Genomic DNA, 19,845 nt, shown 5'->3' on the forward strand with positions numbered 1-19,845 from the left:
AGGGTGCTCCCGTGCCGGACGCATTGGGCGTCGCGTCCCCGGCGCGTGTATGATACGAAAGTCACCCTTTCGAAAGGAAGAGGCAAGCGCGCGGATCCACGGTCACGAACCAAGAACAAAAGCCCGACGACAGGGTTTAGAAGGGCTGCCGTCCTCCCCCTCCCTGCCGTATTGAATATCTACCGTATATGCAAGGCGCGCATTTTTTCTCTTGAAGCATACCGGCGCAACGATTAGCTTTCCGATCCGTGCCTCTTGCGAAGCCTGTGCACACCCCGCAGATAAGAATGGGAAAGGGCGGGCGCCCCGCTTTCCGAAGACCCAATCCAGAGATCGCGTATACGCACTTCTTGATACGAACCTGACAAGAGCCGGAGACTCCCGATGCGTCGCCCTCTGGCGTAGGCGCAGCGGATTCCGTCCATCCTCGGCAATTGTTTTCAAAGAAGTTTAACCCGACTCAGGCTTCGTGCGATCGAACTCTCCCCTCGTCTCAGGCGCCGGTAGGCCCGCGCGGGCGCACCCGGCGCGGTTTTTCGCGGCGTTGTCGCTCGGCGCGCTCGTGCTGCTGGCTGCGCTCTCCGGCGGCGCCGCGCCCGGCCGGTTTGCGGCGGCGTTGCCCGGGCAGGGTTACGTCGCGCGCGCCGACACCGACACGGTGCACGTGGCGTTGCCGGACGTGCTCCCGGAGGCGCTCCTCGACGACTCGCTCCGCTCGGATTCCCTGCAGACCGACTCCACGGCCGTCCCGCCCGACACGGGCCTCGTCAGGAAATACCTCCCGGGCTTCCGACGGGATCGCCCCTCGGCCGCGCTCTTCCCTCGCCGCCGCCGTCCCCTCTCGCTCAGCCTCGGTCGCCAGTGGCAGCACCAGATCTTCCTCGACTCTACCGAGCAGCGGTTCATCGTGCGGGAGCGCATCAGCGACCTGGACGTGCGCGAGCCCCTCACGCTCGACTTCGGCACGTACCAGAGGGAGCGTCTCCGGTACGGCCTCGAAAAGAACTGGCGCGAGCTCTACGACCAGCGTTCCCGCCTCCGCGAGCAAAAGCGACGCGGCGGCCTCGGGCTGAACATCGTCGTCCCCGGCGGGCGCAACAGCGCCTTCACCACCATCTTCGGCAAGAACGAACTCGACCTCCGCGTCAACGGACAGGCCGACATCAAGGCCGGCTTCGACTATCGCAAGAGCGACCAGCAGGTGGCCCTTACCGGGCGCGCCTCCCAGCTCAACCCCGACTTCAAGCAGGACCTCCGCCTCGGCATCACCGGCACCATCGGCGACAAGCTCCGCATCGACGTCAACTACGACTCGAACAACCAGTTCGACTATCAGAACCAGATCAAGCTGCAGTACACCGGCTACGAGGACGAGATCATTCAGAAGATCGAGGCCGGGAACGTCTTCCTTCAGACGCCCTCGTCGCTCATCCGGGGCGGGCAGAGCCTCTTCGGCATCAAGAGTGAGTTTCAGGTCGGCGGCCTGTATCTGACCACGGTGATGAGCCAGCAGGAGGGCCAGTCGAACAGCCTCAACATCGAGGGCGGCTCCGAGACGACCCCCTTCGACCTCAAGCCGACGGACTACGACGAGGACGTCCACTTCTTCGTCAGCTACTATTTCCGAAACCGCTGGGAGGATGCGCTCTCCGATCCTCCGAACATCCGCGTGGCCAACGGCTTCGAACGCATTGCCGAACTCGAGCTATGGAAGCTCCAGCCGACGACGCCGGAGGAGGAGAACGTGCGGCAGGCCGTAGCGCTCGTGGATCTGGGCGAGGACCCGCGCCTGCTCGAAGAGGCCAATGCGTTCACCGAGGCCATCCTGCCCGACCCGCTCACGGACCAGTATGGCGACCGGGGCGAACCCGTCAATCCCGATGAGCTCGACACCCAGCTCCGCGACGGGCAGAAGGCCGCGCCGGCCTCGTACCTCGAAGACGTCAAGGGCCTCACCGGCTCCGACTTCCAGGTCGGGCGTTTCAAGAAGCTCGAACGCGGGCGCGACTACACCGTGGACGAGGTGCTCGGCTACGTCACGTTGAAGCAGCGCCTGCTCGAGAACGAGGCCCTTGCCGTGAGCTATCGCTACATCGCCAACGGGCGCGCCGTGCAGATCGGCGACTTCTCGACGGACACCGGCGGCTCGGGCGGCGGGCAAAACGAGGACAAGCTGGTGCTCAAGCTGCTGCGTCCGGTGCAGCTCCGACAGCCCGCGCCGGAGAACGACTTCAACCCCGCCGTGTGGTATCTCCAGCTTCGCAACATCTATCGTTTCCCCGGCGCCGGCATCAACCCGACCAACTTCGAGCTCCAGGTCTTCTTCGAGCCCCCCGGAAAGACCGCCGCCAAGACGCTCCCCGGCGTGGGCGGGCAGGCCACGCTGCTCCAGCTGCTCGGCCTCGACCGGCTCAACGAGGACCAGGCCCCGCGTCCCGACGACCGCTTCGATTACCTCGTCAACTACACCATCGACCCCGGCAATGGACGGCTCATCTTCCCTTACCTCGAACCTTTCGGCGCCCGCATCGACCAGTTGATCGAGCAGAGCGGCGGCACGGCCCAGGAGAAACAGCAGAAAAAGGACCTGTTCGTCTTTGAGAGCCTCTACACCCAGAAAAAGACCAACGCCCGGCGGGACACACAGCTGGACGTCTACCGCATCCGCGGATCCTATCAGGGATCGGTGCAATCCTTCTACGACCTCCGCGCCTATGCCGGCCTCGTGCCCGGCTCGGTGCGCGTCACCTCCGGCGGCACCCCGCTCAACGAAGGCGCCGACTTCGTGGTGGACTATCAGGGCGGAACGGTCACCATCACGAACCCGGCCTATCTTACCGCCGGGCGGGACATCGACATCCAGTATGAACAAAACTCGTTCTTCAACCTCCAGAAAAAAACCCTCCTCGGCCTCCGGGCCGACTACACCCTGAGCGAGAACTTCGGCCTCGGCGCCACCGTCATGCGCATGAGCCAGAAGTCCCCCATCGACAAATACCGCATCGGCGAAGAGCCCATCCAGAACACCATCTGGGGCCTCGACGGGTCGTTCAAACTCGAACCCCGCTGGCTCACGCGCGCCATCGACTTCCTGCCCCTCATCCAGACGAAAGCCCCGAGCTCGCTCGCCGTCACCGGCGAGTTCGCCCAGCTCCGCCCGGGAGCGAGCGAGACCATCGCCTTCCGCCGAACGCAGGATGAGTTGAAAAAAAACGGACAGAATTTCGCTCCCGACGAGCAAAACGGCATCTCGTACATCGACGACTTCGAGGGCTTCGAGAACACGTTCTCCCTCAAACAGCCGGGCTCCTGGCAACTGGCTTCCCCCCCGGACTCCATCGGCGTCATCGACCGGGACGGCCTGCAGACCGATGCCCGCTCGGACTCGCTTCGCACCACCTGGCGCGGCTCCTTTGGATGGTACGCCATCAACGCCAACATGCTGCGCGAGCTCGAAGGCGTGCCCGTCTTCAACCCCGAGGCCGTCGACATCGTGCAGATCCGCGACGTCTTCCCCAACCGCGACACCCGCGCCGAGATCGACCAGACCCTGCAGACGCTCGACCTCTATTTCAACCCCTCCGAGCGCGGACCCTACAACTACACGACCGACCTCCAGAATTTCCTGAACAACCCCAGGGAGGCCTGGGGCGGCATGGCCCAGCGCCTGCCCGAAGGCTTCACGGACTTCAGCCTGAAAAATATCGACTTCGTCGAGTTCATCATCCGCCCCTTCCCGGAGACCAACTCGGGCGACGCCGGGCGCGACGCCAAGCTTTACGTGGACCTCGGGTCGATCTCGGAAGACGTCCTGCCCGACGAAAAGCTCAACAACGAGGACGGCCTCTCGCTGACGGAATTCCCTCCGAACAGTGTGGCGCCCTGGGGACGCCTGCCCAACGGCACGCAAAACAGCGCCGTGGACATCGACGACGCCACGAACCGCACCGAAGACCTCGGCCTCGACGGCCTCGCCTCGTACGCCACAGACGGCACGTACTCGCTGACCGAGCAGGAGCACTTCCGCAGCTTCCTCGACGCCATCGACGTCGGCGGCGATGCCCGCTATCGCGCCGAGGTCGAGAAGGCCAGGCTCGACCCCTCCGGCGACGACTATCACTATTTCGCCAACAGCCGTTTCTTCGACGACACGCAGCTCTTCCCCGGGCGGGCTACGTTCCAGCAGCGCTTCACCCGGTGGTTTGCCGGGCACGAGCTGAACGCTTTCGAAGCGCAGAACAAGCTGGCCAACAACACCACCGTCAAGCGCGGCAACTCGCGCTACCCCGACTCGGAAGACCGCAACCTGAACTCGGCCATCGACACCGAAAACAGCTATTTCCAGTACGAGATCCCCTTGAGCAAGGCCGTGCTCGACTCGCTGGCCGCGCCCGACCGCGTGGACGACTACGTCGTGGGCGAGATCATCGACAAGGAGAACGACCGGCGCACCGGCTGGTACCAGATCCGCATCCCCGTGCAGAAATACACGCGGCGCGTGGGCGACATCCGGGACTTCAGCCTCATCGAGTCGATCCGCCTGTGGACGACCGGCCACCAGGCGCCCGTCACGATCCGCTTTGCCACGCTCGAACTCGTCGGCAGCCAGTGGCAGAAGTCGGAGCAGATCACGCTCGAACACGAGACGCCGGCCGACACGCTCACCAACCAGACCCGGCTGACGATCTCCAGCATCAACAACGAGGAAGACGCCATCTACCTCTCGCCGCCGGGTGCGATCATCAGCCGGACGCGCCTGGCCAGCGGCGGCATCCAGAACGCGCGGGAGCAGGCCCTCATCCTTCGCACGGAGAACCTGCGGCCCGGCAAGCAACGCGCCATCTTCCGCACGTACAACCAGGGCCTCGACCTGCTCAAGTACTCCAACCTCCGCATGTTCGTCCACATGCACGGGCAGACGGCGGACGGCGTCGATCTCTCGACGCTACCCAAAGAGGTCGCCCGCGAGAAGGTGCGGCTTTTCGTCCGGCTCGGCGCAAACGAGACGAACGACTATTACGAATACGAGCAGCCCCTCTCGCCCAGCAGTGAGACCGCCGGAGACGCCGATCAGCTCTGGCAGACCAACCAGGACTTCAACGGCGAGATCCGCGACCTCAACTCGATGAACCTGGTGCTCGGCGCGCTCAACCAACTCAAGGTGACCCGCGACCGTCTGGCCTTTCCCACCGACAGCACCTTCTGGAACGTGCTCGGCGACAGCCTCGTCGCGACCGATGCGCCCGACGCCGAGACGTTCGCCCCGCCGGGCACGCGGCTGGCCATCCGGGGCACGCCGTCGCTGAGTCGCATCAACACCATCGTCATCGGCATCCGCAACGCCGCCGACTCGACGAGCACCGCCTTCGAAGACATCCTCGAAGACGTGACGCTCTGGGTGAACGAGCTGCGCGTCTCCGGTTACGACGAGCAGAACGGCTGGGCCGCGCTCGTCAATGCCGATTTCAAGCTGGCCGATCTCGCCCGCATCAAAGCAAACTTCCAGCAGCAGACCGACGGCTTCGGTTCGCTTTCGAGCACCCTCGACGAACGCGAGCAAAACAGGCTCTCGAACTGGAGCGTCACCACCGAATTCAACGCCGACAAACTCATTCCCGAGCGCTTCGGCTGGTCGATCCCTATCTCGCTTCAGCTGCAATCGAACAATTCCCGACCGCGCTTCTCGCCCACCCGCGGCGACGTCCGCCTCAACGAACTGCTGGCGCAGATCGACGAGCGGGAAGACCTCACCGCCGAGGAGAAGGCGCTCGAGAAACAACAGGCGATCGAGTCGGCGGAAACGCGCAGTTTCACCCGCTCGTTCACGACGCGCATCGGCAAACAGGGCTCGCGCTCCGGGCTCTTGCGCACGACGCTCGACGGACTCGCCCTCACCTATTCATATACCGACACCGACGCGCGCAACCCCTCGCTTCAGATCAACGACTCGTGGCGCTGGTCGAGCACGCTCAGCTACCGGCTCAACGTGCGGCGGCCCAAAACCGTCCGCCCCTTCTGGTTCCTCGGCGACGTGCCGATCGTGGGCATCCTCGGAGACCTTCGGTTCAACTATCTCCCGCAGTCCCTCTCCGCTTCAGGAACGGCCTCCCGCAGCTTCACGCAAACCCGGGATCGCCCGCTCGCCGTCAATGCCGTGGCCGGCGAGACGTTGCCCGAACCCGTCGCCTTCCCGCTTCGGGAAAAGCAATCCTTCACGCACAACCGCAGCTTCCAACTGCAATACAACCCGTTCGGCTTCCTCAACCTGAGCCTCGACATGACGACCAACCAGAGCCTCAACGCCATCGGCGTGGACACGCTCTTCAGCGTCGTCACCCAGGACAGCACGGGGGCCCTCGAGACGTTCGAAGGCCTTTCGCTCGAGGAAGCGCTGGCGCAGGGCGTGGTGACCGAAGCGGACCTGGACAATAACGCTTTCCAGATCGAGCGTCTTCGGGTGCGCCCCGCTGGAGAAGTCTTCGGAAAATTCCTCAAAGGGGTCGAGGGCGTCCGCACCGAACGTCATGAACAGCGTTTCTCGGCCACGTTCCGACCCCAGTTTGCGCGGAGCCAGGCCCTGAACTGGCTCAACATTCAGGACGTCAACTACAGCGCCCAGTTCTCCTGGCAGAACGGTCCGGTGGGGCGCAACACGGGCGCGAACGTCTCGAACCAGTTCGACCTGCGAGGAGGCATCACGCTGCGCATTCAGGAGTTGTGGCGCAAATTTGCTTTCTATCGCAACCTGGAAGAGGCGCAGCGCGAGGCCGACGCGGCCAAGCAGGCCGAAAATCGCCGGCGCGAAGAGGAACGCAAACGACTCGAACAGCTGAAGAAAGAGCGGGAACGCCTGGCCAAAAACAAGGAAAAAGCGGGGGAAGAGACGCAGACCGGGGAAGAAGCACAGGCCGGAGAAGAAGCACAGGCCGGAGAAGAGACGAAAGCCGCAGGAGAAGCCGGGGACGACGCGCAGGTGGAGGAAGAGAAAAAGGGCGGTGGTCTCTCGCTGCCCTTGCCCAGCCCCGCCTCGCTGCTGCGGCGCCTGGTGCTGGCCGTCACCGGCATCCGGGACCTGAACATCACGTATTCCGGCACGCGCAGCGCCAGTTCGACCAACGTGGGCAGCTTCGCCAACGACAGCGCGGCGGTGTCTTCCCCCTGGAGCATCTTCGACGCCTTCAAGGGCAAGGGACCGTCGCTGCGCTACCGCTTCGGCCTCGAACGGGAGATCGGGCTCCAGAACCGCCTCATCGATCCGACGCTGCAGGTGTCCGACCAGTTCAACAACTCGAACCGCATCCAGGGGCGCACGACGCTCAACCCGAGCCAGGCCCTCCAGATCAACCTCAACTGGAACGTGGACTGGACCGAAGGGCGCACCCTCACCTACCGCCAGATCGCCGGCCTCGACTCGGTCGACATCACGCAGACCCTCGGCGGCAACAACCGCGCCTCGGTCTGGACCTTCGGGGCCTCGTACCTTGACCTGTTCCAGCAGCAGCTCGAAACCTATCAGCGCGACCTCGCCGCGCAGCTCGACCCGAATGCGCCCGTCCTCGGCGACGAGGACGGCAACGGGCGCGTCGTGCTGACGAACCAGACCGTCGCCGACGATTTCCGCACCGCCTTCACATCCGGCCTCGGCCCGCTCGACGGGCGGGGGCTGCTGCCCTTCCCCATGCCCACGTGGAACATCAACTACACCGGTCTCTCGAAATGGCCCCTCCTCCGGAGCCTCGTCCAGAGCATGACGGTGCGACACGGCTATAATGCCGACTACAGCAGCGACTTTCGCACGAACACCGCGGCCGTCGGCGGCGACTCCCTCGCCACGTTCGACCTCGGCACGCGCCGCATCTCCTTCCGCATCCCCGAGACACAGGCGGGCACCATCCGCATCAACGAACGATACCAGCCGCTCGTCGGCCTCGACGTCAGTTGGAAAGGACGCATCCAGACCAACGTCACCTATAACAAGAGCAACACGTACTCCCTGAGCACGAGCAACTTCGAGGTCAGCGAAAACAAGACGAGCGAGATCTCGTTCACGGCCAGCTTCCAGAAGACCGGTCTCAAGATCCCGTTCCTCGGCGGCAAGCGACTCAACAATCGCGTCAGCCTCAGCCTGACCGTCTCCCGCTCACAGACGAGCGACCGGCGCTTCTCGCTCCGCCGCGCGCTCACACAGGCCATCGACGAAACCGACACGTTCGTCCTCGAAGACGCCGTCTCCGGAGACAACGTCTCCCTCGTGACGGCCCACACCCGCCTGACGGTCTCCCCACAGATCTCGTATCAGTTCAGCAATCGCGTCACGGCCAACTTCACGCTGCGCTATGAGAAGTTCGACAGCGAGGACAGCCGCCAGCCCTCGGCCGTCAACATTCAGGGCAATTTCAACATCCGCGTGAACATCCAGAACTGAGCCGGGGCCCGGATCTCCGCGCGAACCGACCCGCCCGATGCGCGTACACGCCGCGAGTCTTTTTGCCGGATCCCCAGCAAGGTCCGTGAGCCTATGACGACGAACGCAAAGGAGCCCATGACGCGCACGAACCGGGAACACGTGGTCGTCTGCCACCTCGGCCGTATGGCGTACGCCCCCGCGTGGGAGCTTCAGCGCCGGCTGCAGACCCGGCTGATCGCGGCCAAGCGGGAAGAGCCGCCCGAGGCGCCGCCGCACGTGATGCTCCTCGTCGAGCATCCACCGGTCTATACCCTCGGCAAAAACGGCGACGCCGCGCACCTGCTTCTCTCCGAAGAGGCCCTCGCCGCGCGCGGCGCGACCTTCTTCCGCATCGACCGGGGCGGCGACATCACCTTCCACGGCCCCGGGCAACTCGTCGGCTACCCCATCCTCGACCTCGACCGCTTCTTCACCGACATCCACCGCTACCTCCGTGAGCTTGAAGAAGCCGTCATCCGCACCTGCGCCGACTACGGCCTCGCGGCAGGGCGCATCGCCGGGCGCACGGGCGTGTGGATCGGGCCGGACGACAAGGGCCCCGAACGGAAGATCTGCGCGATGGGCATCCGGTCGAGCCGCTGGGTAACCATGCACGGCTTTGCTTTCAACCTCAACACCGACCTCGGCTTCTTTTCTCACATCATCCCCTGCGGCATCACCGACCGGGGCGTCACGTCGCTGGCCGCCGAGCGGGGCGAGCCCGTCGACGAGGCCGAAGTGCGCCGGCGCGTCGTCGCCCACTTTGCCGAACGCTTCAAGGCCCGGACCACCATCCTCGAAGCCGAAGAAGCTCGCATTTTTCTGAGCGCCTATCTTGAAGCGGAAATCACCGTATGATAGATTTGTGCCCGACTGGAGCACAACATAAACGCTTCTGCCGTATCTTGGCCCCTGCTTCCTCCGCGTCCGAGACGCATGGTTGTTCGTATCCCGCCTGAACCGGTAGCTGAAAACCGCCTTTGACCATGACCCCTTTCGACCTCGACGCATTCACCCTCCGGCTGATCGCCGAAACGTTGTTCTTCGATGAGGAATACGGGGCCCTGGGCAACCTGAGCCTGATCGACGAGCGCGCCGCCAAAGAGCGCTTCATCGCCTCGTACGTGCCGGACGACGGGATTTTCGTGGTGGAAGAAGCCACCGACTGGGAAGCCTACACGCCCGACGAAGAGGACGACATCGGCTATGCCCTCGCCGTGGACAGCACGGAGCACGGAGCCTACGACACCCCCACCGAGGTCGCCGAGGTCCTGCTGGGGCTTGCCCGGGAGCACAACCTCTCGCCGAGCATCACCCTGCTCTTCGAAGAAGACCAGACGGCCTGAGTCAGCGGACGGCTGCGGCCCAGACCAGCAGGGCCCATCCTCCGATGAAAGCGACCCCGCCCAGCGGCGTCACGGCGCCCCACCACCGCGTATCGGTCAGCACCAGCACGTAGAGGCTTCCCGAGAACAGCACGATGCCGGCCATGAAGAGGTATCCCGCTCCGCGCACCTGCCATGTCGGCCACTGCGAGGCCAGCCATCCGACCAGCAGCAGCGCCAGCGCGTGATACATCTGGTACCGCACCGCCGTCTCGAAGGTCTGCAACCGCGTCGGCGTCAGGCGATCGGCCAGAGCGTGCGCGCCGAAAGCACCCGCCATCACGCCCAGACCCGCCGCCACGGCCCCGATAAGCACGAATACCCGCATACGATTCCTCTCAAACGTCTTTTCCGGAATGCTCCATGAGCAGGCGAAACGAACACCGGCCAAGTTCAGACTTCCGGCCTCCAAGGTCAAGTCCCCCGCCGGAAGACAGGATGCATGCGTGAACGGCCCGACCTGCGTGTATGCCCGCTCCGAGAAGGCCGGTCCGTTCCTTCCCCTCAAAACGACGTTCTCAGAGTTGACAGATTGAAAGGCTAGGTTCTATATTCATTCTCTAGAACGTGTATCTTGGAGGATAATATCGTATCGTAAGGCTTCTCACCTCAGGATCGACCCGAAAGGTTTCGCCACAACGCTTCGCTGCATCCAACCCTTGACCCGCGAAGTGCATCCGTGTTGAAGGTGAGGTGAAGACCCGTTCGATCCGGCCATCTGTCGGAAAGAAGCACACCGCCGCCACCGGATCCCGTTCTCATGTGACGACACACTGCGATCCCGGCTCCGTACCTCCCGAGCCCGGGACAACAGCTCACCCATTGCGACATCACACAAGCTCACGGATTTTACCCTTTAGGATCCTTTGACCCGCACCAGCTCAAGGAGGCCGCTCATGAAGGCACAGCGTAGTGTTGTAAAGTGGTTTGACGCCAAGAAGGGCTATGGCTTCATTCTCAATCCGAATCAGGGCCCGGACATCTTCGTACACTATTCTCAGATCGTCACCGACAAGCGCTTCAAAACGCTCCACACCGGCGAGATCGTGGAATATGAGTTGCACGATGGAGAGAAAGGGCCGCATGCCCACAGCGTGAAGGGCACGAACGAGGTGGTTCGCCCTTCGGTCGATCCCTCGCTCGTAGTCGCCTCGCTCAACCAGGAAAGCCCCTCACTGGAGAACTTGACCCAGCCGCTCTCGGTCCCGACGGATTCCGCCTAGGCGCGTTGTTTTTCGCCGGGTCAAGACCTATCTTTCCGCAAACCTCCTGACGGGCTTTTCCCGCCTGCAAAGGGGCACCGAGCTGCCGGTAAGTGCCGGCGGCTTTTGTTTGCGTCTCCCTCAACCATGCTCTTGCTATGGCGTTTGTTTTCTCGGACACCGACATTGAGCGGATTGCGTCGGTGCTGGGGGTCACGCCCATACGGGACGGCTCTCTGGCCCGCTTCGAACTTCACGACGCGCAGAGCGGGCGCAGCCTCACGCTGGAAATAAAGATGACGCTGGAGCTGCCGCCGGAGACGGGGTTCGAGGGCCCGTCGAATCTCGTCTCGATCTACGCCGCCAGCTCTTTCCTCCAGTTGCAGAACTGCACCGGCTTCCTGGCCAGCAAAGAACTCGGCGAGGTCATCTTCGTCGCCAAGCAGGGCGGCCTCACCAACGGCCTCGTGATCGAACGCGAAGCCGGGTGCTCGCTCTACGCCAACGTTGACGATCGGCTGCTCTCGGCGGACTTCACGCAGTTGCCGCCGGAGATGATCATGAGCGCCGTCGCCCTGTCGATGACCGAATCGCTCTTCGGCGACCTCGGGTGAGCCCGCGCCGCGCAAGCGCATCCGCCGCATGACGACCACCCCCGACCTTCCCGACGTCCGGCTCGTCATCGCCCAGGCCCATCCCACCCGCCGCGTCGCCGAGGCCCCGCTCGAACGCCTCGCCCGCCTGATCATGCGCGCCGAGGGCATCCCGTGGCGCTACCTCGGCATCATCCTCACCGATCACGCCCACGTCCTCGAACTCAACCGCGCCTTCCTCGACCACGACTATCACACGGACGTCCTCTCGTTCGACCTCAGCGCCGACACGCCCGACGAACCCCTCTCCGGCGAGGTCTACGTCGACCTCGACACCGCCGCCGAGCGTCATGCCGAATTCGACGCAACCTTCGAGGAAGAGGTGCGACGATACGTGGCCCACGGCTTGCTTCACCTGGCCGGTTACGAGGACGCCACCCCGGACCAAAAAGCCGCCATGCGCGCGCTCGAAGACCGTTATCTCGCCGCCCTCGACCGCCCCGCGCCCGACCTCGATAAAAAATAGCCGCCGCCGTTGACAATCCGCCCGGGATTGATTACAAAAAGGGTAGCGCGCATCGCAGGTGGATGAGCACGAGAACCGGGACGCAATTTTCGTTTATGGCACCTCTCCCCGCCCCGTCGTTCTCTGTCTCCCTCCTCGCGAAAACCGCCGACAGCCGCATCATCACCGCGTTCTTTTCCACAATGCTCTCACAAGGTTGCGAGGAAGGTCTATGCAAACCAGAATCACCGCACGCCATTTCCGAGCTCACCCGAAGCTTCGCCAGTATGCTTCGGATCGTCTTGCCAAACTGGAACGCTACTACGACGGCATCACCTTTGCGCACATCGTGCTCGCCAGAAACAGCGGGCACACGCAGGGAGAGTATGCCGAAATCACCCTCAACGTCTATCGTCAAAAACTGGCCGCCGAAGAAACCGCCGGCACGCATGAAGAAGCCATCGATCGGTGCGTAGAGCGCTTGCGTCGCCAGATCGTGAAATACAAAGCCAAGCTGCGCGACAACAGCAAAGACGTCCACCGGTAACGGCCCTGCCTTCACGGCCGGTTTTTCGCGCGTCGTCAGGCCATTTTTCGCAGGGCTTCGACGACGCCCTTCACGTGGCGGGCCGTCTGCATGATATAGAAATGAATGCAGGGCGCCCCTGCGTCCATGAGCTCCTCGCACTGCCGAACGGCCCATGCTGCCCCGATCTCCGGCGCCTCGGCGTCGGGCGCAGCCTCGATTTCGGCAGCGAGTTCCTCCGGCACCTCTACGTGAAACCGGCTCGGCAGCGCCCGCAATTGCCGTTTGCTCGTAAGCACCTTCAGTCCCGGAATGATTGGAACCGTGATGCCCGCTTCCCGGCAAAGGTCCACGAAACGGAAGAAATGCCGGTTGTCATAAAACATCTGCGTGGTGACGTAGTGCGCGCCGGCATCCACTTTTTTCTTGAGGTTGAGGATGTCCCACTTCAGGTTCGGCGCTTCGAAATGCTTCTCCGGATATCCCGCCACGCCGACGCAAAAGTCCGTCGGCGCGGCGTCGATGAGTTCTTCGAGATAGTGCCCCCGGTTCATCTCGGCGATCTGGCGAACGAGGTCGATGGCGTATTCGTTGCGGGAACGGTTGCGGGGGATCGGTTTGTCGAAGCCGATGTCGTCGCCGCGGAGGGCCATCACGTTATGGATGCCCAGGTAGTTCAGTTCGATGAGGGCGTCCTCGGTCTCCTCGCGCGTGAAGCCGCGGCAGAGCAAGTGCGGCACGGTCTCGACGCCGAAGCGGCCCCGGATGGCGGCGCACAACCCGAGCGTGCCGGGGCGCTTCCGCTTGACGATCCGCCGCCACGTCCCGTCGGGCCGTTCTTCATACTGCACCTGCGCCGAATGGCTCGTCATGTCGATAAAAGGCGGCTCGAACGCTATGAGTTCTTCGACGATTTCCATAATCTCCCCCACGGATCCTCCGCGCTTCGGCGGGATGATCTCATACGAGATCAGCGTCTCCGTGGCGCGATCCAGCAATTCGATGACTTTCATTCGCGGGCGATTTTCGTTTTCAGCGCTGCATCGTTAATATAGACGCAGCCGCCGGGGTATTCCGGGCGCAAAAAGCCGTTTTCTTACTTCCCTAACCCCACCATGTTCGATGATCGGGATTGTTTTTTCGACACTGGAAGAAGCGCAACCTTTTTTACAGAGATATAAGCGCGGCCGGTTCAGCGGCCTCATGGAAGGCGAGACGCTTCACGATGACCATTTGCTCGTCTCACTGACGGGGATCGGGAAGATCAAGTCCACGTTGCGCACGGAACGCATGCTACAGCGCTTCCGTCATGCGCTCGGCCTGAGCCGCGTGCTCCACATCGGCACCTGCACCTCGCTCACCGATGCGTTTGAACTGGGAGCCGTAGTGGCGGCCTCTCAGGTCTTCGAGGGGGACCGCATCGAGCTTTCCACGCCCACGTATCCGCGCATGCCCCTCGAGGTGCCCTTCCCCGACCTCCCCCGCGGCACCCTCGTCACGCAGGATCACACGGCGCAGGAGGAGACGGAGCTCAGCTACTGGCAACGCATCGCCGACATGACGGACATGGCCGGGTACGCCGTCGCCTACGTGACGGCTACGCATGGGCTTCCGTGCCACATCGTCAAGGTCGTCACCGGCCACATGCAAACGCCGGACGATCATCTGCTGCAAACCCTCTCCGACGCCCACAACACCATCGCCGATTTCCTGCTCGCGGAGATGAGCACGCTTCAGGCGGCATGACGCGCCGCCGTCGATCCTTCCGCCGGGCGCATCAGCCCATGGCCGGCGCGGCCCCGGACGGAGCGCCGGGTTCCTTTTTCCGGCGCTGCCGGTAATAGTCGAGCGAGAAACGTCCAGGTCCGAAGACGAGCAGCACGCAGAGCAGAAAAAGCACGAGGGCCGAGAGCTCGAGCGACTGCGTGGGGGCGAAGAGGCCTTCCCGCAGGTGCACCAGCGCCACCGCTCCGAACAGAATGGGCAACTGGATCAGGGCCGACAGGCGCGTGAAGAGGCCGACCGTCAGGAACAGGCCCCCGAGGAGGTGCGCCCATGTGACGTAGTAGCCGAACCAGTCCAATCCCGGCGCATCCACCAGCGTTTCCAACCTCGACGGATCGGCGAGGAAAAGCACCCCTCGCACGAAAAGTCCGATTCCCAGAAAGATGCGGATCAGGTCGGTGGCCAGAGTGTTGTGCCGCCATTGCCATTGCAGGATCTTTTGATACGGGTCGTTCATGGGTCGCTCTGGTTGATGCCGAGGATTGCGGCGCGGGTCCGGGGAAGCCCGCTCACGTGCCTTATAAATATCCACTGGCGCGGCTCTTGTCAATGGGTGCGCCGGGCAAAGGCGGCTTTTTCCGCCGGATCTCCTCGGCGAGGGCTCTTTGCGTGCACCGTCCTTGCCTCCCCGGCGCTCAACCTTCCCGCCTCACCGTTGCGCCGCGGAGATCCGGGCGGGACGGTGCGCCCTGTAACCCTTCCTTTCTCTTCACGACATATTGACAAAACCCCGGCTTTATTATACCTAGTAGGGGACGCCCGCTCATCTTCCTCTTCCCACCAATCCCAGGTGCACCATGAATGCTTCCATGACCCGACTCTCGTGGCGAGAACCTCATGAAAACTATGGCCTGGATCTCATCCGTATTTTCCTCGGTATCGCGCTTTTCATCCGAGGGTATCTGTTCATGACGGATCAGACGCTCCTCCAGGATTTCATTGCCTCGCGGGGGTTTCTGGTCGGCGGTCTCGTCATTCACTACGTCATCCTGGCGCACCTCTACGGCGGTTTCATCATGGCGCTGGGGCTGATGACCCGCGTTGCTGCCCTGGTTCAGATTCCGGTGCTCCTCGGGGCCGTCTACCTGCACCTGACCGAAGGGTTGCTGGCTCAGGGGCAATCGCTCGAATTGTCCGTACTGGTGCTCTTCCTCCTGTGCATCATCTTCGTCTTCGGTCCGGGACGCCTTTCGCTCGACTACTATTTCTTTACGTGGAAACCGGCCATCACTCCCGGCATCGAGCAGGCGCAGAACGATCACGAGCGCGCGGCAAGAAGGCTGATCATCGAGGAGACGCGGGGGCGCGCCGAACGCGAGCACTCGACGGTCGATTTCACGCAGACGGACGTCGCCGTGTTCGTCGAGCCACGGACCGAGACGAAGGCGGGCGCGCCCGTTCGAGAGACGGCCGTCGAACCCGAGGCGGCAGGCGAGCGCGTCAAACAGACGATCCGATACGCCGGCATCTTCATCTTCGCCTTCGTCCTGTTCGCCTCCCTCATCCTCATGGACATTGCCCCGATCTTCACCGAGGGCATTGCAGCCGAAGAACTGGCCGTGTTCGTCGGCGTGGTGCTTTTCATTCTGGGGCTGTTCTTCTTCGTCTATCGGAGCGCCTTCGCGAGCCCGGACGAACGCCGCCCCTGACGTCAGGCTGTTCGGCAGGCGAAAGGACCGCTCAATTCCGGCGGAGCCACAGATCTTCACGCCATTGCAGCGGGACGCCGTCCGAGTCGCCTTCATAGAACTGATAGACGACCGTCGTCCGCCGATAGCGCTGGTCCTCCCGGATGTCGCGTGCGCCCACGGGCACCGGTACGCCATGGGCCGTGGCGCGGCGGCGCTTTTCAGCGGGGTGCTGCTCCAGGGGCAACGGCTCTTCGGGATGGAGAATCCGATAGGCCGTGACGAGCGTCCAGGTAGCCATAAAGAAAAGCATCGGGACGGCTACGATGAGGAGCAAGAAATCCATGATATCGCACGGCTGCGGCAGGCCGTAGACAGGGCGGGCCACCCTGCACCGTCCGCCGGTATTCCATCAATTCCCTTTGCGCTCGGCGAGATAATTGACTATTGCATCCAGCTCTTCAGGGGTCACCTTATCATAGAAGCCGGAAGCCTGGAGCGTGCCCTTCATGACGCCCGGCGGGAAGTTCTCCGCGACGACGGCGTCCGGCTCCAGGATTGACTGGCGAATCTCCTCGGGCGTGAGGCGGCTGCCCACATCGAACAGGCTGGGGCCCACCATCACGTTGGGGTTGTCGACGGCGTGGCACGAAGTGCACATGTAGGTCTGGAGCAGCGCCGCGGCGTCGAGCGTGTCGGCCGGTGCGGCTTCCGCGTGCTCGCCTTCGGTCCTTACGGCCGCCGCGCCGGTCTCATGCCCGCCCGGCGTCGCGGGTTCGCCCGTCTCCGCGGCGGTCCCATGCCCGCCCGTGGGCGCTTCGATCTCACCCGTGGCAATCGCCGCCATGCGCTCTTCGTCCGCGATCGTCATTCGACTGACGTTGCTCAGGTCTCCCCGGAAAGCGGTGTCGAACAGGGTGAAGGTGAGAAAGACCCCCACGAAGATGACGCCGATCATCATCACGAGGGCGTTCACCTTGTTGTCGTATTTGAGCGCCATGAAGTACGTCACCACGAGCGAAGCTTTGACGGCCGCAATGCCGATGGCCACCGGAACGTTGAGCGACCCGAGGTGGACGCGGGAGATGGCGACGGTCAACAGCGTCAGGAATACCAGCGCGCCGAAGACCTTGAAGAGCGTTTCCTTCGGGACGTGGTGAATGTGGCCGTGATGGGTGGTGTGTGCGTGTGCCATGGGCTTTCGAAGTTCGGCTTGAGACGGAGGCTTTCCCGGGCGGCACAGGACCGCACGGGGGAAGGCGGAGGATCTAGATCAGATACAGGAGCGGGAAAAGGAAAATCCAGATGATGTCGACCAGGTGCCAGTAGAGGCCCGTCAGTTCGACCGGGGTGTAGTATTCACTCGAAAAGTGACCTTTGCGCGCGCGGATGATGATCCACGTAAAGACGCCCATGCCCACGAGCACGTGAAAGCCGTGGATGCCGGTCATCACGAAGTAGATGCTGAAAAACTGCGCGGCATACGGGACGTTGAACGCGGCATAATCATGGCCGTTGGCCACCCCGTGCGGCGCGAAGTTCGCCCCCGGAAAGACGCCGTGCGCAAACTTGCCCGTGTACTCGAAGTACTTGACCGTCATGAAGATCCCCGCGCATACGAGCGTGATGATCAGGTTGATGAGCAGCCCTTTTCGGTTGTCGTTCTGGATATAGTGGATGCTCAGCGCAACCGTAAGCGAGGAGGCCAGCAGCACCAGCGTGTTCAGACCACCCAGCCGCCAGTCCAGCAGCTCCGCGGACATGTCGAACACCTCCGGGTGCCATACGCGATAGACGGTGTAGGCGACGAACATCCCGCTGAAGAGCAGGATCTCCGTGATCAGGAACAGCCACATCCCCATCTTCGAAGCGTCGAACTGTTGCTCGCTCGAGACGAAGTGGTGGTGCAGATGCGGAGGATGGTGGGGCGCCTGGGCCTCCGCGTGCGCCGTTGCAGTCGTTGATGCCATAATCTTTTCGGATAGAGCCGTGTGCGAGGAAAGTCAGGAGGTGGGTCCGGCGCTTTTCAGGATCGTCTCCGGCGCGCCGTCGCCGCCGTCGCCGCTGAAGAGGTCGTCGACGAGGTGGAAGTCGTACGGGCCGCGCGTGACGATGGGCATCCGCTTGAAGTTGTGCGGGTCCGGCATCGGGGTGGTGTCCGTCCATTCGAGCGTCGCCGCCCCCCACGGGTTCGCCGGCGCTTTCTCGCCCCGGAAGAGCGAGAAGATCAGGTTGCCCGCCGCCAGGAACAGCCCCGTGGCCAGGATCCATGACCCGTACGTCGAGAGCGCGTGAAGCGAGGTGAACTCCGGCAGGTAGTCGTAGTACCGGCGCGGCATGCCCTGACTTCCCAGGATGAACTGCGTGAAGAACGTCACGTTGAAGCCGATGAAGATGAGCGCCACGGCGATCCGTGCCGGGGTCTCCTTGTACATCCGCCCCGTAATCTTCGGCCACCAGTAGTGCAGCCCGCCGAGCGCGGCGATGACGGTGCCGCCCATCATCACGTAGTGGAAGTGGGCCACGACGAAGTACGTGTCGTGCAGGTGCACGTCGATGGCGAGCACGCCGAGCATGATGCCCGTGAAACCGCCGATGGAGAAGAGGAACAGGAACGCGAGCGCATAGAGCATCGGCGTCCGCAGCCACACCGACCCTTTGTACATCGTCCCTACCCAGTTGATCACTTTCACCCCCGTCGGGATGCCGATCAGGTACGTGATGAGTGAAAAGACGATCGACGAGACCGCCGACTGCCCGGAGACGAACATGTGATGCCCCCACACGAGGAAGCCGAGGAAAGCGATCGCCACGGACGAGAGCGCCACGAACTGATAGCCCATCACGGGCCGCCGCGAGAACGTCGCCATCAGCTCGGAGATGACGCCGAAGGCGGGCAGGATCATGATGTAGACCGCCGGATGCGAATAGAACCAGAAGAAGTGTTGAAACAGCACCGGATCGCCGCCGAGGGAGGGATCGAAGATGCCGATGTGGAGGAGCCGTTCGAGAAAGAGGAGCACCATCGTGATCCCGATCACCGGCGTGGCAAGCACCTGCACGATGCTCGTGGCATAGATCGACCATACGAACAGCGGCAGCCGGTTCCACGTCAGCCCCGGCGCGCGCATCTTGTGCACCGTCACGATGAAGTTGAGCCCCGTCAAAATGGACGAAAAGCCGGCCACGAAGACGCCGAGCGTCACGAAGAGCACCGAGGTCCCGACCGTCTCCGAGTACGGCGTGTAGAACGTCCAGCCCGTATCGACGCTGCCGAAGAACATGCCCATCAGCACGATGGCGATACCGAGCACGTAAATGTAATAACTGGCCAGGTTCAGCCGGGGAAAGGCCACGTCTTTCGCCCCCAGGTGCAGCGGCAGCACGAAGTTGCCCATCACCGCCGGGATCGACGGGATGATGAAGGCGAACACCATGATGATGCCGTGCAGCGAGAAGAGCTGGTTATAGGTGTGGGCATCCATCAGGGTCTGGCCCGGCGCGATCAGCTCGGCGCGCACGAAGAGCGCCAGGATCCCGCCCGCCAGAAAGGCCAGCGAGACCGTCACCATATACATGATGCCGATGCGCTTGTGATCGAGCGTCAGCAGCCACGACTTGAGGCTCTTGTCGTGGTTGATGTAATTAAGCGATGCGTGCGGGTGTGCTCCCGTCGCCGCGCCTACTGCAGACGTTGCCGTATTGCTCATGATCATCAGGTTTTTGTTGTTCGTCCCTCTGCCCCGCGCGCATCTCGCGATCGCATCCTCGCACG

The 19,845-nt window shown here is 63.1% G+C and carries 16 protein-coding genes; 9 read left to right on the top strand and 7 right to left on the bottom strand.

Going from position 1 to position 19,845, the window contains the following annotated elements; translation table 11 throughout:
- Positions 1–469: 469 nt before the first annotated feature.
- The 3 genes from sov (at position 470) to AC1HIY_RS06865 (ending at position 9,792) form a co-directional block, all read left to right on the top strand.
- The gene (gene sov, locus AC1HIY_RS06855; RefSeq protein ID WP_479575978.1) at positions 470–8,425 is read left to right on the top strand and encodes a T9SS outer membrane translocon Sov/SprA; all 7,956 of its coding nucleotides are present in this window, start codon (positions 470–472) and stop codon (positions 8,423–8,425) included.
- Between the two features lie 117 nt (positions 8,426–8,542).
- Positions 8,543–9,304 (top strand): lipoyl(octanoyl) transferase LipB, encoded by a 762-nt coding sequence (lipB, locus tag AC1HIY_RS06860; protein WP_479576048.1) that lies wholly within the window; start codon positions 8,543–8,545, stop codon positions 9,302–9,304.
- Between the two features lie 128 nt (positions 9,305–9,432).
- A complete protein-coding gene (locus AC1HIY_RS06865; protein WP_479575979.1) occupies positions 9,433–9,792 on the top strand; it encodes a hypothetical protein in 360 nt (119 codons plus the stop codon).
- Position 9,793: 1 nt separating this feature from the next.
- Here AC1HIY_RS06865 and AC1HIY_RS06870 read toward each other — a convergent pair whose 3' ends face one another.
- On the bottom strand, positions 9,794–10,159 hold the full coding sequence (locus AC1HIY_RS06870; protein ID WP_479575980.1) for a DUF423 domain-containing protein: 366 nt from the start codon (positions 10,157–10,159) through the stop codon (positions 9,794–9,796).
- 568 nt (positions 10,160–10,727) lie between these two features.
- On the opposite strand from AC1HIY_RS06870, the gene AC1HIY_RS06875 reads away from it, so the two are divergent.
- The 4 genes from AC1HIY_RS06875 (at position 10,728) to hpf (ending at position 12,678) form a co-directional block, all read left to right on the top strand.
- On the top strand, positions 10,728–11,054 hold the full coding sequence (locus AC1HIY_RS06875) for a cold shock domain-containing protein (RefSeq protein ID WP_479575981.1): 327 nt from the start codon (positions 10,728–10,730) through the stop codon (positions 11,052–11,054).
- Between the two features lie 137 nt (positions 11,055–11,191).
- Positions 11,192–11,647 carry a hypothetical protein gene (locus AC1HIY_RS06880; protein WP_479575982.1) on the top strand — a complete coding sequence of 152 codons (456 nt, stop codon included), beginning with the start codon at positions 11,192–11,194 and terminating at the stop codon, positions 11,645–11,647.
- A 28-nt stretch (positions 11,648–11,675) separates the two neighbouring features.
- Positions 11,676–12,152: an rRNA maturation RNase YbeY gene (gene ybeY, locus AC1HIY_RS06885; RefSeq protein ID WP_479575983.1), complete on the top strand. Its 477-nt coding sequence runs from the start codon at positions 11,676–11,678 to the stop codon at positions 12,150–12,152.
- A 211-nt stretch (positions 12,153–12,363) separates the two neighbouring features.
- Positions 12,364–12,678 carry a ribosome hibernation-promoting factor, HPF/YfiA family gene (hpf, locus tag AC1HIY_RS06890; protein ID WP_479575984.1) on the top strand — a complete coding sequence of 105 codons (315 nt, stop codon included), beginning with the start codon at positions 12,364–12,366 and terminating at the stop codon, positions 12,676–12,678.
- 35 nt (positions 12,679–12,713) lie between these two features.
- Here the strand turns inward: hpf and metF are convergent, their stop codons facing one another.
- Positions 12,714–13,670, bottom strand: a complete 957-nt coding sequence (gene metF / locus AC1HIY_RS06895) for a methylenetetrahydrofolate reductase [NAD(P)H] (RefSeq protein ID WP_479575985.1) — start codon at positions 13,668–13,670, stop codon at positions 12,714–12,716.
- A 109-nt stretch (positions 13,671–13,779) separates the two neighbouring features.
- On the opposite strand from metF, the gene AC1HIY_RS06900 reads away from it, so the two are divergent.
- Entirely contained in the window at positions 13,780–14,403 is a 624-nt protein-coding gene (locus tag AC1HIY_RS06900) for a 5'-methylthioadenosine/S-adenosylhomocysteine nucleosidase family protein (RefSeq protein ID WP_479575986.1), read from the top strand.
- 31 nt (positions 14,404–14,434) lie between these two features.
- Here AC1HIY_RS06900 and AC1HIY_RS06905 read toward each other — a convergent pair whose 3' ends face one another.
- The gene (locus AC1HIY_RS06905; RefSeq protein ID WP_479575987.1) at positions 14,435–14,899 is read right to left on the bottom strand and encodes a DoxX family protein; all 465 of its coding nucleotides are present in this window, start codon (positions 14,897–14,899) and stop codon (positions 14,435–14,437) included.
- Between the two features lie 340 nt (positions 14,900–15,239).
- Between AC1HIY_RS06905 and AC1HIY_RS06910 the strand changes: the two genes are divergently transcribed.
- A complete protein-coding gene (locus tag AC1HIY_RS06910; protein ID WP_479575988.1) occupies positions 15,240–16,091 on the top strand; it encodes a DoxX family protein in 852 nt (283 codons plus the stop codon).
- 31 nt (positions 16,092–16,122) lie between these two features.
- On the opposite strand, the gene AC1HIY_RS06915 is transcribed toward AC1HIY_RS06910, so the two are convergent.
- From AC1HIY_RS06915 to ctaD, 4 genes are all read right to left on the bottom strand, one after another.
- On the bottom strand, positions 16,123–16,416 hold the full coding sequence (locus AC1HIY_RS06915) for a hypothetical protein (RefSeq protein ID WP_479575989.1): 294 nt from the start codon (positions 16,414–16,416) through the stop codon (positions 16,123–16,125).
- Between the two features lie 66 nt (positions 16,417–16,482).
- On the bottom strand, positions 16,483–17,265 hold the full coding sequence (locus tag AC1HIY_RS06920) for a cytochrome C oxidase subunit IV family protein (RefSeq protein ID WP_479575990.1): 783 nt from the start codon (positions 17,263–17,265) through the stop codon (positions 16,483–16,485).
- A gap of 73 nt (positions 17,266–17,338) precedes the next feature.
- The gene (locus AC1HIY_RS06925; RefSeq protein ID WP_479575991.1) at positions 17,339–18,040 is read right to left on the bottom strand and encodes a cytochrome c oxidase subunit 3 family protein; all 702 of its coding nucleotides are present in this window, start codon (positions 18,038–18,040) and stop codon (positions 17,339–17,341) included.
- Between the two features lie 33 nt (positions 18,041–18,073).
- Positions 18,074–19,780 (bottom strand): cytochrome c oxidase subunit I, encoded by a 1,707-nt coding sequence (gene ctaD, locus AC1HIY_RS06930; RefSeq protein WP_479575992.1) that lies wholly within the window; start codon positions 19,778–19,780, stop codon positions 18,074–18,076.
- Between the last annotated feature and the right edge of the window lie 65 nt (positions 19,781–19,845).

It is taken from the genome of Rhodocaloribacter sp., assembly GCF_056451265.1.

Coding starts and splice junctions, on each gene's coding strand:
- hpf (WP_479575984.1), top strand. CDS start 12,364: ATGCAAACCAGAATCACCGCACGCCATTTCCGAGCTCACCCGAAGCTT.
- ctaD (WP_479575992.1), bottom strand. CDS start 19,780: ATGAGCAATACGGCAACGTCTGCAGTAGGCGCGGCGACGGGAGCACAC.
- AC1HIY_RS06875 (WP_479575981.1), top strand. CDS start 10,728: ATGAAGGCACAGCGTAGTGTTGTAAAGTGGTTTGACGCCAAGAAGGGC.
- AC1HIY_RS06920 (WP_479575990.1), bottom strand. CDS start 17,265: ATGGCACACGCACACACCACCCATCACGGCCACATTCACCACGTCCCG.
- AC1HIY_RS06900 (WP_479575986.1), top strand. CDS start 13,780: ATGATCGGGATTGTTTTTTCGACACTGGAAGAAGCGCAACCTTTTTTA.
- AC1HIY_RS06905 (WP_479575987.1), bottom strand. CDS start 14,899: ATGAACGACCCGTATCAAAAGATCCTGCAATGGCAATGGCGGCACAAC.
- AC1HIY_RS06910 (WP_479575988.1), top strand. CDS start 15,240: ATGAATGCTTCCATGACCCGACTCTCGTGGCGAGAACCTCATGAAAAC.
- lipB (WP_479576048.1), top strand. CDS start 8,543: ATGACGCGCACGAACCGGGAACACGTGGTCGTCTGCCACCTCGGCCGT.
- metF (WP_479575985.1), bottom strand. CDS start 13,670: ATGAAAGTCATCGAATTGCTGGATCGCGCCACGGAGACGCTGATCTCG.
- AC1HIY_RS06880 (WP_479575982.1), top strand. CDS start 11,192: ATGGCGTTTGTTTTCTCGGACACCGACATTGAGCGGATTGCGTCGGTG.
- AC1HIY_RS06925 (WP_479575991.1), bottom strand. CDS start 18,040: ATGGCATCAACGACTGCAACGGCGCACGCGGAGGCCCAGGCGCCCCAC.
- AC1HIY_RS06915 (WP_479575989.1), bottom strand. CDS start 16,416: ATGGATTTCTTGCTCCTCATCGTAGCCGTCCCGATGCTTTTCTTTATG.
- AC1HIY_RS06870 (WP_479575980.1), bottom strand. CDS start 10,159: ATGCGGGTATTCGTGCTTATCGGGGCCGTGGCGGCGGGTCTGGGCGTG.
- ybeY (WP_479575983.1), top strand. CDS start 11,676: ATGACGACCACCCCCGACCTTCCCGACGTCCGGCTCGTCATCGCCCAG.
- AC1HIY_RS06865 (WP_479575979.1), top strand. CDS start 9,433: ATGACCCCTTTCGACCTCGACGCATTCACCCTCCGGCTGATCGCCGAA.